Annotated in this window: 13 protein-coding genes; 6 read left to right on the top strand and 7 right to left on the bottom strand. The window is 42.4% G+C overall.

Annotated features, from left to right (window positions below; all coding sequences use genetic code 11):
- Positions 1-13 precede the first annotated feature (13 nt).
- The gene (locus tag LK453_RS09330; RefSeq protein ID WP_007395185.1) at positions 14-631 is read left to right on the top strand and encodes a flavodoxin family protein; all 618 of its coding nucleotides are present in this window, start codon (positions 14-16) and stop codon (positions 629-631) included.
- A gap of 104 nt (positions 632-735) precedes the next feature.
- On the opposite strand, the gene LK453_RS09335 is transcribed toward LK453_RS09330, so the two are convergent.
- From LK453_RS09335 to tolQ, 5 genes are all read right to left on the bottom strand, one after another.
- A complete protein-coding gene (locus tag LK453_RS09335; RefSeq protein ID WP_007395184.1) occupies positions 736-927 on the bottom strand; it encodes a hypothetical protein in 192 nt (63 codons plus the stop codon).
- A gap of 362 nt (positions 928-1,289) precedes the next feature.
- On the bottom strand, positions 1,290-2,621 hold the full coding sequence (locus LK453_RS09340) for a PD40 domain-containing protein (protein ID WP_007395183.1): 1,332 nt from the start codon (positions 2,619-2,621) through the stop codon (positions 1,290-1,292).
- 274 nt (positions 2,622-2,895) lie between these two features.
- Positions 2,896-3,798, bottom strand: a complete 903-nt coding sequence (locus LK453_RS09345; protein WP_007395182.1) for a cell envelope integrity protein TolA — start codon at positions 3,796-3,798, stop codon at positions 2,896-2,898.
- A gap of 215 nt (positions 3,799-4,013) precedes the next feature.
- Complete coding sequence (tolR, locus tag LK453_RS09350; protein ID WP_007395181.1) at positions 4,014-4,466, bottom strand: protein TolR; 453 nt, start codon at positions 4,464-4,466, stop codon at positions 4,014-4,016.
- 12 nt (positions 4,467-4,478) lie between these two features.
- Positions 4,479-5,210: a protein TolQ gene (gene tolQ, locus LK453_RS09355; RefSeq protein ID WP_044298437.1), complete on the bottom strand. Its 732-nt coding sequence runs from the start codon at positions 5,208-5,210 to the stop codon at positions 4,479-4,481.
- 675 nt (positions 5,211-5,885) lie between these two features.
- On the opposite strand from tolQ, the gene LK453_RS09360 reads away from it, so the two are divergent.
- The 3 genes from LK453_RS09360 (at position 5,886) to LK453_RS09370 (ending at position 11,634) form a co-directional block, all read left to right on the top strand.
- Positions 5,886-7,181: an NCS2 family permease gene (locus tag LK453_RS09360; RefSeq protein ID WP_007395179.1), complete on the top strand. Its 1,296-nt coding sequence runs from the start codon at positions 5,886-5,888 to the stop codon at positions 7,179-7,181.
- Positions 7,182-7,658: 477 nt separating this feature from the next.
- Complete coding sequence (putA, locus tag LK453_RS09365; protein WP_007395178.1) at positions 7,659-10,874, top strand: bifunctional proline dehydrogenase/L-glutamate gamma-semialdehyde dehydrogenase PutA; 3,216 nt, start codon at positions 7,659-7,661, stop codon at positions 10,872-10,874.
- A gap of 67 nt (positions 10,875-10,941) precedes the next feature.
- Positions 10,942-11,634 (top strand): hypothetical protein, encoded by a 693-nt coding sequence (locus LK453_RS09370; RefSeq protein WP_007395177.1) that lies wholly within the window; start codon positions 10,942-10,944, stop codon positions 11,632-11,634.
- Positions 11,635-11,792: 158 nt separating this feature from the next.
- On the opposite strand, the gene LK453_RS09375 is transcribed toward LK453_RS09370, so the two are convergent.
- The gene (locus LK453_RS09375; protein ID WP_201534484.1) at positions 11,793-12,350 is read right to left on the bottom strand and encodes an IS630 family transposase; all 558 of its coding nucleotides are present in this window, start codon (positions 12,348-12,350) and stop codon (positions 11,793-11,795) included.
- Positions 12,347-12,850, bottom strand: a complete 504-nt coding sequence (locus LK453_RS09380) for a winged helix-turn-helix domain-containing protein (RefSeq protein WP_201534378.1) — start codon at positions 12,848-12,850, stop codon at positions 12,347-12,349. Before LK453_RS09380 ends, LK453_RS09375 begins: the two co-directional genes overlap by 4 nt.
- A 231-nt stretch (positions 12,851-13,081) precedes the next feature.
- Here LK453_RS09380 and LK453_RS09385 point away from each other — a divergent pair, with 231 nt between their 5' ends.
- Together LK453_RS09385 and LK453_RS09390 are read left to right on the top strand one after the other, a co-directional pair.
- A complete protein-coding gene (locus tag LK453_RS09385; RefSeq protein WP_007395176.1) occupies positions 13,082-13,747 on the top strand; it encodes a hypothetical protein in 666 nt (221 codons plus the stop codon).
- A 429-nt stretch (positions 13,748-14,176) separates the two neighbouring features.
- Positions 14,177-16,192, top strand: coding sequence for an AAA family ATPase (locus LK453_RS09390; protein ID WP_007395174.1), 2,016 nt, complete (start codon positions 14,177-14,179; stop codon positions 16,190-16,192).
- Positions 16,193-16,226 lie beyond the last annotated feature (34 nt).

The following is a 16,226-nucleotide window of genomic DNA, read 5'->3' on the forward strand; positions in this document are numbered from 1 at the left end:
ATGTTTCCCACTCATGACTGATAACTCTAGTTCTGTTAATTTAAATACAGTAGATGAGGCCCTTAAAATAGCCATCATCTATCACAGTAACTACGGGCATACCCGCAAAGTGGCTCATGCTATCGAAGAGGGTGCCCAAGCTTATGCCCAAGATAAGGTAGAAGTTCGAGCCTTGGATATCGATGAGATGGATTGGGAATTTGCCGATGCTGCGCAAATGATGGTGTTTGGTAGTGCCGTTTATATGGGCAGTATCACGGCTGAGTTTAAGACCTTTATGGACAGCACCTCTAAACGCTGGTTTCACCGTAAATGGCATGGTAAGTGGGCGGCAGGCTTTGCCAATTCAGGCGGTCTAAGTGGCGATAAGCTGGCGGCATTGCAGCAAATCTGCTTATTTAGTATGCAACATGGCATGAACTGGGCCGGTTTTCCGGTAATGCCTACGGGTCATAGCGAAACCGACATCAACCGCTTATCAAGCTTTTTGGGATTAATGACTCAATCGACAGATGCCTCTCCTGAGATTACCCCAGGGGAAGGTGACATTAATACGGCCAAACTATTTGGTGAGCACTTGGCGCAAACGCTATTGAATCAACCACCAAAACTGCATCACCATAAAGATTAGTCTGCTGACTCTATGTCAAGGTTGGCTTACTGACTTTGTTTTAAAGCCTCTTTAGAGCTGTTGTGAATATTACTATTGATAGTAGCTACTATTGATAGCAGCCACTACTTGTTATTCTTAACTATGACTGGTTGAGCACTACTGGGAGTCATTAAGTGGCTGGCTAACATAGGCTTAAAGTCAGCGGTAACCGGAATGGGGCTTTCCGCCATTTGAATATTTTGGCAGCCACTTAAGTTTATCGCCATAGAGGCTAACCCAAAAATTAACGTGGTTTTCTTAATAGTTAAAAACATACACAGTCACTTTATAATAAATCAATAGAAGAGTCTGACGGCGCTGAAAAGAGCCTATAAAAGGAGCGCATAGCAGAGGTCATAGTATATCAATATATACGAGGCGAAATGCTAAATCGTCACATGGTTATTTTTCTAAAGGCTACTTTCTACGTTATTTGTAATGGTGTATCTTGTTAGGATTTTAGAGTGTTTTGCCTATAGTAAATAATAAGCATTATCCCGTCTGGAACACAATGGCTCTATAAACTAGGGCTATTAATAAAAAAACCTCAGTCATAACTGAGGTTTTTTTGTGTAATAAGTATGGTTATTTATATTAGACTTAGCCAGTTTAGCCAGTAATTTGGCTTTAAGGCCTATTACTGGCCACTCGGCACCCAAGTTGGAGACTTCGCAATACCATCAGTAGGCAGAGTAATCACTTTACCTCCATCCAAATAACGGATGACTAAATTACCCTTTTTGGCACCTTGAGAGTAAACCACGCGCTCGCCAGTTGGTGAGAACCTAGGCGCTTCATCTAAGCCAGTCGCCCCAAAGTTAGCAATAATAGAGCCATTATTACTCATGATAGCCGCACTGCGCCCACTTAGGAAACCAATTTTGGTGCCATCAGGACTATAGCTAGGGTTGGTGGCATAGCCGCCACGTGAAATCTGTACGGGCGAACCTGAGAAATTATAACGATAAATGTTTGGACGATTAGGGCTGGCATGGTCTGAAGCGTAGACAAAGCTGCCGTTCGGCGCATAGCTTGGGGTTACTTGATCATAAGGACCGGCCATGACCAATTCTGGTTTACCGCCAGTGCTATTGACACGATAAATGTCTGCATCGCCATTTACGGTGCTTGAGAATAGGATTTTGGAACCATCGTATGAGAAGCTAGGTCTTAAACTACTGCCTTTCATGTCGACTAGACGAGTTAATTGGCTGGTTTTGAGATCATATTTCCATAAGTTAGCGCTGTTGTCTTTTAACTGAACAGAGTAAGCCACATAACGGCCGTCTGGAGATACGGCAGGACTATAGATAGTGGCATCAATGACTTGAGAAAGTAGACGCTTATTGCTGCCATCCGCATCTATCAATACCAAAGAGGAGGTTTTTGATTTACCACTGCCTTTTTCTTCTACATAAATAAGACGGGCATTAAGGTCTAGTTTTTTACCTGTGATTAGTTCATAAATACGGCTTGACGCTTTACGAGCGGCAGTTTTACTATCTGCCGCTGTAACAGTCTGTGTGCCTTTAATAATTCTACCTTTGGCCACTTCAATCACTTCAAAAGTGATACTGGCGTTACCGCCCACATTTTGACTGCTGCCAATAACCATATAAGGAATGCCCAGCTGCTGCCATGCTGGTAGGGTAGCGGCTAAATCATCGCGGCTGTGTGGTTGGCCAATTAAGCCTTGACTGGTCACTCTTAAAGGCATGGCTTCTAAATCTTTTTGGATAATAGAAGAAATACCACTGTCTCCCGCAAAAGGTACAAAAGCCACTTGATTTTGATTCACCTCTCCCTTTTTGGAGATGGTTAACTCTAGATCGTAATCTTCTTCTGCATGCGCACTAATGCCCACTAAGAGACCTGCTGATGCCAATAGGGCACAAGACAAACCAGTGGTTAAGCGCTTTTGGGAATGAGGAGTTAGGTGCTCAGTATTTGTCATTTTAATTTTTTTCATGGAGTTATAAAGCCTGTCTTAGAATTCGGATAAGAGGAGCATATAAAGGACAGCGCAAGAAGTAAAGGGAAAAACAGTAATTTACAACAGCCACCTGAGTCAATCAATGCTAATGATATTGATATATCATAAGCTACTCATACGGACAGCTTTAAACAGGTAACCTAATAAGATAGGCTAATTAAAGACAGTCGCATCAAAGATGAAGCCATTAATGATAAACCTAAATGGCCGGTCATCTTCTAACTCATTTGACCTATCTAATTTATCTACCCTACCTAACAACGAAAGTAAGCTTAAGTCTACGTTTGTTGGTACCGATAACGGGGGTAAGCGGACTGGCTCGATTGACCGCAGATTCTAGAGATTGCTTGAGCTCAGCATCAGAGGTATTGGCATTGACACTTAGCACATTGCCATTTTCATCGACCGTGACAGACACCGATACCGTTGAGCCGACTCTGCCCACTGGAGGTGTCCATTGCGGTTCAATTAAATTTACCAAGGCGCCAGTAATATCGCCACCACTAGATTTACTGTTGCCATTGCCAGTAGATTGAGCTGCCGTGCCGCCGCCTGAAGAAGATTTATTTTTATTGCCTTCTGTGCCAGAGGGGAAAGTCGCTGCTACCTGACCTTGTCCTTCGGTATTGGCTTTGACTTTAGGTGCACTATTAACAGGCTTAGATTCATCAGCAGACGCAGTACTTTCAGTCGCATCAGAGGTTTGCTCTGTACTAGGCATCTCGTCAAGCTCTGTCATTTCAGTAAAGACGGGGTCGCTACTACTGGCACTTACTGGATCTTGAGTAGGCTCTGCCACTTTATTAAAGATAGAGGAAATTCCTCTAGAAAAGGCGGAATCACCACCTATAAATGAGTTGTCATTGCTAGTGGCAGGGACAGAAGTACTATTCATCTCAGGTGTATTGGGAACACCCCCAGCGGCTAGAGTCTCGCGATTGGCCTTAATGTCCGCTTGCAAACTCGCTAACTCTTCCGGCGTAATAATAGTGGTCTCAATAGATTGGCTATCATCAAGTTTAGGCACTTGATGAGAGAAAATAATAAAGGCCAGTATTGATCCGTGTACAATAAGGCTTAAGGCAGCAGGCAAAACAATGCCATTGTCTTCAGGCTCTACAGGAACATAAACGTTGGGCGCTCGATTTAGCAAAGTTATAATCTCAAATTGTAAATTAAATGACGGTTTTGACTATAGGCTAGGGTGACCAAAGAATAAGGCAACCAAACTGCTTTTTAAATCACTGTTATTAATGTAATGACTCTTAAAGCAACTGTGATCAATTTAATAACTATTAAAGTAAGGTTAAAACATATCAAATTAATGAGCCGTTAAAACACTATCACAGTATTCGATCAAATTATCCGTTAGTTTATGTTAGACGGTAGTGGTTGACCGGTTAGTAAGCCTACTTTTTTGACCCCAGCTTTCTGTAGGTTGGCCATCAGCTGCATGACCATACCATACTGGTTATTCTGGTCTGCATTAATCATAACCTGAACCTCATTGCCACCCTCACTGTTCTGTAGAGCGATTAGATTTTCAATCAACGCCTCTTCCAGCACTGGGACATCAATATTATTCTCATAACTCATAAAAATCTCACCATTACTTTTTAATGAGATGATCACCGGCATTTGAGCCCCTGTGGATATATTCTCAGTACTGGCTTTAGGCAAATCTACATCTACTCCCGTGGTTAGCATAGGGGTAGTCACCATAAATATGACCAGGAGTACCAACATCACATCGATGTAAGGCACAACGTTCATAGAGGCATTAAGCTCTTTTTTATGTCTAGAAAAGGGGCTGGCTTTCATAACGTGCTCCTTTTATACCAGAGGGGACTGAATATTTTGAGCAGCAACCGCAGGATTATCTTGAGTAGACGTCGCTGTTTCGTGAGTCTCACGCTGTAGCATACCTGTCATCTCATCACAAAATAATGCACGGCTGTCGTAAATGCCGGCCGCTTTGGCAGTAAAATGGTTATACGCCAAGACCGCTGGGATAGCAGCAAATAGACCCATGGCTGTAGCGATTAAGGCCTCAGCAATACCTGGAGCGACAGCAGATAAACTAACTTGTGACGCTTCAGATAGACCGATAAAGGCATTCATAATCCCCCAAACTGTCCCAAACAAACCAATATAGGGAGATACAGAACCGATACTGGCCAATACAGCCAAGCCTGATTCTAATGACTGCTGCTGACGACCTAGACCCACACGAAGCTTACGTTCTACGCCATCGATAATATGGTCTTTAGGCTGACGTTTTTTGTTCATGCGTAAAAATTCTGAAAAGCCCACATAGAATATATTGGCCAATCCATGACGATCTGGTGAATTTTGAATGCCTTGATACATTTTGGCTAAGTCTTCACCGGACCAAAACCAATTCTCAAAATGTTGGTCTTGACGTTTGGCTGTACCCAATCGGGCACTCAAACGGAAGATAAGCACCCAGCAGAGAACAGAGGCGAGTAGCAAAATACCCATAACCACTTGAACCAGCAAACTGGCGTTGGTAACGAGACTAATAAGGTTGATAGAATTTGGCAATTCTGACATGAATGACTCACTCGAAGTTATAAAACACTAAATAAAATAGGACTTAAGAAAGTAATGGTTAAATCAAAGTATTAAAAGTTAACGCCTCATGTATCCGCTATATCCGGTGTACAAATTTGGAGCACGGACAAAATATGGCTGACGTTGCTACTTTAATACAAAGCTCATGTTTAATAAAAAGCTTATGGGTAATACAGTTGAGTTGCCCCATAACTTTAATGATCTTAAGTTAAACAAGAAAGCCAACCAAATAAATAGATAAGCTTAAAGAAGGTATAAGTAAGAGATTTAATATAGCAGGGCTACATTATACCTTAATAACCCTTAATTCTACTATATTCAAATGTGGTTAAAAAATTAAAGTATAGCAAGCATAGCTTGATTTTGAAGCCATAGTTTGCTCACTTTACAATACGCTTAATGGGTGAGTCAAAAAAGGCATGGCAAACGCTTGAAACTGTGTGAGTAGGGTCAATTACTGAAGAATTATTGGCCAAAGGTGTACTAGTTTCAATGCTAATCCTATATAATTTACCCTTTTTTATTATATTAACCCATTATTTCTCATTGTCTGTTTTTGGTTAAGCAAAAAATTGGGTTGCTTTGCTATCCTTAAGCAGCACCATCCTTTGGTTTTTCAACGCAAATATATTCAGGCTAATACCTATGAATGCAATTGAGCGCTATTTTGGCATTAACGGTCAAAACACCACGATAAGAACTGAAATCTTAGCGGGGATCACCACGTTTTTAACGATGGCATACATTATTTTTGTTAACCCTAATATTCTTGCAGATGCAGGAATGGATAGGGGTGCGGTGTTTGTGGCCACTTGTTTGGCTGCGGCGGTAGGCTGTTTTATCATGGGTATTTACGCCCGCCTACCTGTGGCTTTGGCACCTGGCATGGGTCTAAACGCCTTCTTTACCTATGGGGTTGTTTTAGGTATGGGTTATACCTGGCAAACCGCTTTAGGAGCAGTGTTTTTATCAGGGTGTATCTTCGTTTTCCTAAGCTTATTTAAGATTCGTGAATGGGTTATTACTGCGATTCCAAATAGCTTAAAACAAGGTATTGTTGCCGGTATTGGCGCTTTCCTAGCCTTTATTGCGCTAAAAAGTTCAGGCATTATTGTTGCCAACGAAGCCACTTTTGTTAGCTTAGGTGATTTACAGCAATTCTCGCCAATGATGGCCGCTTTGGGCTTCTTTTTAATCATTGGCTTGGTCTATCGTAATATTCCAGGTGCGGTAACCATTGGTATTCTAGCAGTATCTGTCATTGCAGTGATTACGGGTAACGTGGCCTTTGAAGGGGTGATGTCTATGCCGCCTGCCATTGCGCCTACTTTCTTGCAGTTAGACATTGCTGGTGCTTTTGACGTTGGCATGATTAGCGTTATTTTTGCCTTCTTATTCGTTGATTTGTTTGACACTTCAGGGACGCTAATTGGGGTGACCAATAAGGCGGGCTTGGTAGATAAGAATGGCGATATTCCTAATTTAGACAAAGCCTTATTGGCAGATTCTACTGCCACAGTAGCCGGTTCATTATTGGGTACGTCATCGACTACAAGTTTTGTAGAGAGTACAGCAGGGGTTGCTGCTGGAGGCCGTACAGGGCTTATGGCTGTGACGGTGGGGGTATTATTTTTACTTAGTATTTTCTTTGCTCCTCTAGCGGGTATGATCCCTGCTTATGCCACAGCAGGCGCTATTTTTTACGTCTCGGTATTAATGCTTTATACTCTAAAAGATATCGACTGGGAAGATTTAACAGAAGCAGCACCAGTGGCGGTAGTGCTACTAATGACACCTCTGACTTACTCGATTGCGGATGGTATCTCGTTAGGCTTTATCACTTATACTGTGGTAAAAGTATTGACCGGCAAATTCAATCAAGTCAGTGTGGCGGTTTGGGCGCTAACAATTATTCTATTGGCCAAAATCGTATTTTTGTAAACTCTTGCAATCTATGGCATTGAGCTTGATAACTGTGATAATATCTATGATAACATTTAGTTATCAAGCTCATAACCTCAAGCAACGCCGTAGAGGTTTTTCTTTTCAAGTGTAATTATTGCTTTTCTGCCAATAATTGAACTTGTCTCAAAAAAGAAGAAGGCATTAGTGAGTTTGTTATTACCTAGACCCTTTATTTGATTAGTTATGAATGTAATAACTGTTCAGGGTTAAAAAGTAAGACAGCTTATGTTCACTAAGTCTTAAAATTCTTTAATCATTACTTTTAGTCTTATTTAGTTCGAACTGAAACAGGCCGTCTTACCGCATATTATCGTGTGCGCTGAGACGGCGTTTTTGTTATGGGCTTTTTATAGTTAACAGCGGTATGGTTGGCCACAAAAATTAGTATGGCGCTTTGCCTTTTATATCCGCAATTTATTTACTGTCAATAATTTAAGCATCAATGGAGTTGATATGAGTTCGCCTAATCCTTTTTATCCAAAAAATCCGATTCAGTTTTCTGCCCAAGAGGTGTTAAATCCGGCGTTTATTGAACGTCCTGCCAGTGAGTTATTTAAATTAATATCCCCTCTATATAGTGCGGATGAGGACCAGTGGTTGGGTAACTTACTGCCATTGGCTGAACCACAGGTCAATGAGGGCGTTAGTGAGCGCGAGGCCATTAGCGAGCAGACCAAAAGCTTGGTTGAGCATGTGCGTAATAATGATAAAGCGGTCAAAATGGTGGACTCTTTATTATTAGAGTATAGCTTGGATACCCAAGAGGGTATCTTATTGATGAGCTTGGCTGAGGCACTCATTCGTGTACCTGATAATGCCACGGCAGATGCTCTGATTCGCGACAAAATGAGTGTGGCGGATTGGAAAAAACACTTAAAAGATGACAATGGATTTATCGTTAATGCCTCAACTTGGGGCCTTATGATGACCGGCCGTGTAGTCAGTGTGGACAGCTCAATGACTGCCGCAGGGTTTTTGGACCGCATGACCAAAAAAATGGGCGAGCCTGTGATTCGTAGTGCCATGCAGCGAGCGATGAAAATCATGGGTCATCAGTTTGTATTAGGCGAAACCATTGAAGAAGCCAACCGTAATAGTCAGCCCTATCGCAATAAGGGTTATACATATTCCTTTGATATGTTGGGAGAGGCGGCCGTAACTCATAAGGATGCGGAAAAGTACTTTAGTGACTATCTACATGCCATTCGTTCTGCGGCCCATGTCAAAGTAAAAGAGGGCATGCCCAAACCATCTGTATCTATTAAGCTGTCTGCTTTACATCCGCGTTATGAAGCCACACAAATAGATCAAGTATTGGGGTTATTACGTCAGCGTTGTATCTTATTGATTGAAGCGGCGCGTGAGGTTGATGTTGATATCAGTATTGATGCTGAAGAAGCCGATCGATTAGAAGTGTCTTTGAAATTATTTGAATCCTTATATCGTGACATCATGACTCAAGACTGGGATGGCCTAGGCATAGTGGTGCAAGGCTATTCAAAACGAGCGTTGGCAGTATTAGCTTGGCTCGCCAGTCTGGCAAAAGAAGTGGGTGATCGCATTCCTGTACGCTTGGTAAAAGGTGCTTATTGGGACTATGAAATCAAATTGGCACAGCAAAAAGGCATTACTGGCTATCCGGTATGGACCCGTAAAGAAGGTACTGATGTTGCTTATTTAGCCTGTGCTAGATTTTTGTTAACGGAGCAAATCCGTGGTGTGCTTTGGCCACAGTTTGCCACTCATAATGCCCACACTTTGTCCTCTGTGATGACCATGAGTCCGCACAGAGACTTTGAATTCCAGCGACTGCATGGCATGGGTGATGCGCTTTATGATCATATCTTGCAGGCATATAATATTCCCGTTCGTATTTACGCGCCAGTTGGCGCCCATAAAGACTTACTGCCTTACTTAGTACGTCGTTTGCTAGAAAATGGTGCCAACAGCTCATTTGTGCATCAGCTCCTCGACAAGAGTCACCCCGTAGAGAAGTTGACGGTGCATCCTTATGACAAGCTGACCGAGCATGATACCCTGCATAATTCGCGTATTCCTATGCCTTTGGAAATTTACGAAGATAGGCAGGCAAGCTTTGGCCCAAATATCTTTGTTGAGTCGCAGTGGCAGCCGTTCAAAGCCCAGATAGAAACGCATCTAAAAGACACCTGGTCTGCCAATTCAATTGTCAATGGCGAGCAGATCAGTAAAGAGACCTCACCAGGTTTGGCTACTCATAAAGTAGTGGCACCTTGGAATCATGACGTTAGCGTAGGAGAAGTGGTCTACGCCGATGCAGATATTGCGAAGCGTGCTATTGAAACGGCATTGGCTGGTCAAAGTCAGTGGCAACAAGTGGCCGTCACTGAGCGTGCTGCTATCTTAAAGCGTATCGCCGACTTGTATGAACAGAACTTTGCACAGCTGGTGGCCATGTGCCATAAAGAGGCAGGCAAGACTTTGCAGGACAGCATCGATGAAGTTCGTGAAGCAGTAGATTTCTGTCGTTACTATGCCGAAGAGGCCAAGCGATTAAGTCAGCAAACTAATACTTTTCTAGATTTGGCAGGCAATAAAATCACTCAAAAACGCCTCGCACGCGGTACATTTGTATGCATCAGTCCTTGGAACTTCCCATTGGCGATCTACACCGGACAGATTGTGGGCGCATTAGCGGCCGGTAATACAGTAGTGGCAAAACCTGCAGAACAGACCAGCTTGATTGCCTATTTTGCGGCACAGTTAATGTATCAAGCGGGTGTGCCTGAGTCTGTCTTACAGTTATTGATAGGAGCAGGTGAGGTCGGCGCTGCATTGACGTCATCGCCGGTTATTGATGGGGTAGTATTTACCGGCTCAACGCAGACCGCTCAGATGATTAATAAATCTCTATATTCTGATGAGAGACTATCAATGGCCCGCTCTGAGCAAAACACTGCTCAGGAACTGCCTATCTTGATAGCAGAGACTGGCGGTCAAAATGCGATGATTGTCGACTCAACTGCTTTGCCAGAACAAGTGGTGAAAGATGCTGTCTTATCAGCATTTGGCTCAGCAGGTCAGCGCTGCTCTGCTTGCCGAGTCCTATGTTTGCAAGAAGACATTGCAGATTCGGTAATTGAACTACTTAAAGGCAATATGGCAGAACTGGTAGTGGGCAACCCTTCAGTGGTCTCAACTGATGTGGGTCCTGTGATTGACAAAGACGCTCAAAAAGGACTGCGCGCTCATATTGAAGCCATGCGCAAAGACGGTCGCGCCCGTATTATTGCTCAAACTCCGATTGGGTCAGAGTCGGCCAATCATTTGAGTCACAGTACCTTTGTGCTACCTACTGCTATCGAGGTAGACAGTATTGACGTCATCGGTGGCGAGCACTTTGGTCCTATTTTACATGTTCTACGCTATAAAGCTGGCAAGCTTGATGAGTTGATTGATGAGATTAATGCCACAGGTTATGGTCTTACCCTAGGTATTCATAGTCGTATTGAAACGGTCGCCAATCATATTGAGCGCCGTACCAAAGTAGGTAACACCTATATTAACCGCAATCAAATTGGTGCAGTGGTCGGGGAACAGCCGTTTGGCGGCTGTGGTTTATCAGGGACAGGTCCGAAAGCTGGAGGACCTCGTTATGTGGCTAGATTGACTAAGTGGCAGACGGTGTAAAACACGACTCGCTCACTTTAACTAATAGACACATTATACGAATAGGCAATGATATTAAGGAAAACTCATGAATAAAGTTTTTAAACAAGACCAAGCCAAACAATGTGAAGCTTGGGCCCAGCTAGGCGCGGTGAATCGCAGTGTTATTTTGACTGAAGCCAGTAGAAAATTGGCTGATATTACTCCCAATAGTGAACAATCACAGCATTTGTTCAATCATTTATTGTCACAAGCACCGACACTAGATGAGGTCACTCGATTAACGGGGGCAACAGGTGAGTCGAATGACTTGTATTTAGCAGCTCGTGGTAAGGCGATGATATTAGGCACTGAAGCGGCCAATCCTATTGCTTTCTTGGGTCAGCTTATTGCTGCATTATTGACAGGTAATGAGGTGTTTTTACGCTTTCCAAGTCAGCAGCAGCTTTGCGAAGAAGCCATGGCCATTCTCAACCAATCAGGGGTTTATCCTGGCGTAATGAGTATTGCCAACGATTCGCAATTGACCACCTTGCTTAATATTAGTCGCCTCGCGGTGTTAGGCGCTGTGGGCAAGAAAGAAGAGTTACTACAAATTGGCAAAGATTTGTCTGAAACCGACGGAATTTTGACCCAATTGGTCCCTGTAACCGATTTAGAAGGCTGTAGCGAGATGTTTCAGCCAGATTATCTGGAACGGTTTTGTACCGAACGCGTTAAGACGGTTAATACCACAGCCATCGGTGGTAATGCCAGCTTAATTGAACTGGGTATGGGTTAAAGGGTAGGTATGGGTTAAATAATAAAAATACCAGTCGACACATTTTTGCTGTTTTATAAATAAATAGCCTAAGCAAGAAAGCAGCCTATACAGTGGGCTGCTTTTTTACTTTTACTGGATTTTTACGTCAATTTTTTACGTCAATACTAATACCAATTCTAAAAAATAACACTCAAGTCGCACCACTCCCGCTGAGTGATAGACCTAATTAAGTTAGTCTGATTACACAATGCATTCCAAGCGTCACATGCCGCATCGACAATCGCATCATAACTCTCAAAACAGCGATTAGATAACCAATGCTGTTTAAGGTACTGCCATACCTGTTCAGCAGGGTTAAGCTCAGGTGAGTAGGGAGGCAATTTAAGCATGGTCACATTGTCTTGATCCAAACTTGGTTGGTGCCATAGCGCCCCATCCATAACCACCACGGCATGCCGACCTTCGGGAACAGCTTTACTGATTTCCTCCATATGCAATGCCATAGCTTGCTTATTCACATAAGGTAGAACAAGTCCAACACTCTCACCTGTCGCCGGATTAAAGGCACCAAATAGATAAGTTGATTCAAACTGCTGCTGCCTGACTACTCGAGGTCTTTGTCCTTTATAGTGCCAAACCCTTGTGATAGAGCCTTGTTGGCCAATACGTGTTTCATCCTGAAACCATATATCAACTTGCTTGATATCAACACCATCAGGTAGAACTTGCTTTATCTGCTCAAGGAAGTTTTTTTATATGCCTCCATGACTTTAGGATCTGCCTTAGGATGCCGACTACGCGCAGATACCCAGCTCATACCAATACGTTTCATGAGAGGATAGATCGCTTTAGGGGTATAGTTGGCGTTAAATTGCTCCTTGGCGATTTGTGCGATGTCTTTTGCCGTGAGCCTACCACCACCTCTTTGCTGCTGAGCTTCTACTATCGCTTGTTTGAATGGTTCTATGTCTTTTTCTGCTAAAAGACTCTTTCTGCCTCTGCCAGCTGCGTCATAGACACTAGTGATACCATGCAACCAGTATTTCCTTCTTATGGTATAGACGCTTCTAGGGTTATAGCCAAAGTTCTCTGCTACGGTCGCTATAGGATGACCTTGACTCAGTTGATGCAGCATGAGTAGTCTGATTCGTGCTCTGGCATTGCCTTCTGTTTTAGATAATTGCAGAAAATCGTGGTCTGTGAGTTTATGATTTCTAGGGGTTTTTTTCGGCATGTGATTCTATTATGTTGTTGAGTTGGTTATATTGTACCTTATTTTTTGGAATTGGTATAAGGTTAGATTTCATACTGAATTTAACTCTGACATTAAATTAAGCGACATCATTTGACGCAAGTAAACCAATGTTAACGATTGTTATCTTGTTTAGTCGTTGAAAATTGCTTAACCTGATAACCATATATGAATGATAAAAGATTAAATATAAACAAAGGATACCGCTAAATTATGGAATCACTCTCATTTATACCTATGACGTTAGCCTCTGTTTTGGCATCGTTTTCTGCAGACAATGCCAATATTGAAGAGGCCGTTATTAGTACTCATGTGAGTCCTGAGATTGCAGGACTGTGGGAATTGGATTTGCAGGCAAAGCCTGATTTCGCTTTATCAAGCTCAAAGATGAAAACTGGGAACAATAAAGGCAATGCGAAAGATGAAGATTTAGAAAATTTGATTCTGGCAATTGAAGAGTCTCGCCGTTTGGCTTTTGAGGCAGAGACCGCTGCAGATGAGGCAGATAAAATGATGACTGCCTCTGTTGAAGATACTGCTTCTACTACGGCCAATGAGTCTAATCTTTCTGCCCAAGCCTCTAATCAATGCCGTGAGCGCTATAATTTTGGCGCAGACAACGTAGTGCTAACCACCAGTGGTGATGAATGGACGTATGGTAAATATGTGTACCATCACCAAGAAGAAGGGTTGCCCATTATTGCCATTAGTACCGTCTATGATAATAACGAACCTGACTGCTCTGGGATGCAAATTAACCAAAAGGGTGAGGCCATGATGGCGTACGTTGATTACCAACCTGAGAAGAATAAGATGCGTTGGTGTATCGATAATGAAGCGCAAAATTGCTTTTTAACGTTCAAACAATTGTTACCGTAAGCTTTTCACTTAGCTGTATTAGTACTTGAAGCCATTAACTTCTATAGCTTAAGTCATAAATGCTAGATACTAAGTGACAAAGGCTAGATTACTATTAGATCGACATATTTGACCTATAATAAAGCCATTAAATTGTCTGTTGTCTAGTTACTGATGAATGGTACAAAAATTAACGGGTTAAATATGCGATAATCCCTATTGCGAAACTGGGAAATATTAGTCACGATATTAGTGAAAAATAGGTGACCTGATAAAAAGCCACACAATATTTGCTGTGGCTTTCTTATATCAAAAATTGTTGATAGCGAGTCAGTAGCGTCTAATATATCAGTCAATTAATACATCAGTAACCTAATATATAACTAAGGCCAATTGCCTTAAAAATCTCCTTACGCCTTCTAACATTTAATAAAAAATAAGACCGTACTCATGAAACAAGCCACCGCACTGGACATTTTAAAAACCGGTAATAATGTATTTTTAACAGGCTCTGCAGGCTCAGGTAAGACTTATACACTTAATGAGTATATCCATTATTTACGGGCACGGCGCGTGCCAGTGGCAACCACTGCCAGTACCGGGATAGCTGCGACGCACATGAATGGCATAACCATTCATAGCTGGTCAGGTATTGGTATCAAAGATGATCTTAGTGAGCGAGACTTGGCCAACTTATCTCGCAAGAAGATTCTTAAAGATAGGCTAAGAGAGACCGCCGTGCTTATTATTGATGAGATTTCAATGTTGCACGCCAAACAATTAAATGCAGTCAATCAAGTATTAAAACACATGCGCCAAAGCGATGAGCCATTTGGCGGCATTCAAGTGGTAGTGGCGGGAGACTTTTTTCAGTTACCTCCAGTCGGTAATCGCGGTGAAACCAATCGTGAAAAATTCGCCTTTATGTCTCAAGCTTGGCTAGAGGCTGGTTTTAAAATCTGTTATTTAACTGAGCAGCATCGCCAAAATACTAAGGATGAGCAGCAGTCTATTAATCTCGATACCATCTTAAACCAAATACGAGGTGAAGAGGGAGTAAGTGCAGAAGCGATTCAGGCGTTACAGGACACCTTCTATCAAAATGTGGATATTAACAGGACCCGACTGTTTACCCATAACGTCAACGTTAATAAGATAAATGAGCACGAGCTGGCGCTATTAGATGGGGAAACGGTTACTTATAACGCCATTGCCCATGGCGACAACAAACTGGTAGAAAATTTGAAAAAGTCAGTACGTACCAGTGATGAACTGACTTTAAAAGTAGGTGCTAAAGTCATGTTTATCAAAAACAATAATGAGCTTGGCGTCTCTAACGGTACCATGGGAGAGCTAATAGGGTTTACTACCATAAAGCCGTTGAAATCTAGCAGTGATCGCAGTGCTAGTGTAGAAGACACTGACTATGATGACAGTGAAGAAGAGCAAACAGATGCAAATGTTGATGATAATGAGTCAGTAGCAACGGTTGAAAACACAGATAATGACCTAGAGACTGAGGCGGAAGATAACAATAAACCGTTAGTTTCCACTGATCGTTATCCTATTATCAAACTCAATGATGGCAGAAAAGTTATTGCTGAGGGAGAAGAGTGGGTAGTAGAAGATGAAAGTGGTGAAGTTTTAGCCAGTTATACTCAGATCCCATTGACCCTTGCCTGGGCGATTACCATCCATAAGTCACAAGGCATGACCTTAGACGCGGCTGAAATTGATTTGTCTAAGACCTTTGAGCTTGGTCAAGGCTATGTTGCACTGTCGCGTCTGAAATCGCTAGAAGGGCTAAAGCTATTGGGCATGAATGACTTAAGTCTACGTTTAGATCCTCTAGCTCGCGGAGCAGACTCTAGATTTCAAGTCCTGTCACTAGAAGCGCAACAAGCTTTCGAAGCGATTGAAGCTGAAGTATTGAAAGAGAAGCATGATCGATTTGTATTGACCTCAGGCGGTACCTTGAGCAAAGCTCAGATAGAAGGCTTTGAGAAAAGCTTAAAAAGTCGCAAAAAGAAACAGGCTCAAATGCTGGCGCAAAAGGACAAGCTTAGCAATCAGTTAAACGATAATTCAGACACTACTTTAATGGCGACTAAGATTTTGTTAGATGAAAGTCTGACTATTGCAGAAATTGCAGAAAGCAGAGGTTTGGCACAGTCTACTATTATGGGTCATGTGGCACGCTTGAAACGCCAAGACCCTAACTTAAACTGTGAGCACTTACGCCCTAATGTATTGATATTGGACAAAGTCAGTGAGGCGGTAGAGGCGATTGTGGCCGCTGCAGATCCTAATGACTTTCAAGCAGAACAAACGCTAGGCACAGCAAGCAGTACTCAGGCGGGCGAGTCATTTAGTAAAGACACCATCAAGTTACGTCCTATCTATGAATATTTAAAAGAGGAAGTAGACTATAATACCATTCGTTTGGCACTTATTTTTATCGACTAGTTATTGAGCGATATTTTTCCATAGCATCCTTTTT

This window comes from Psychrobacter sanguinis (assembly GCF_020736705.1).
Taxonomy (GTDB): Bacteria; Pseudomonadota; Gammaproteobacteria; order Pseudomonadales; family Moraxellaceae; genus Psychrobacter; species Psychrobacter sanguinis.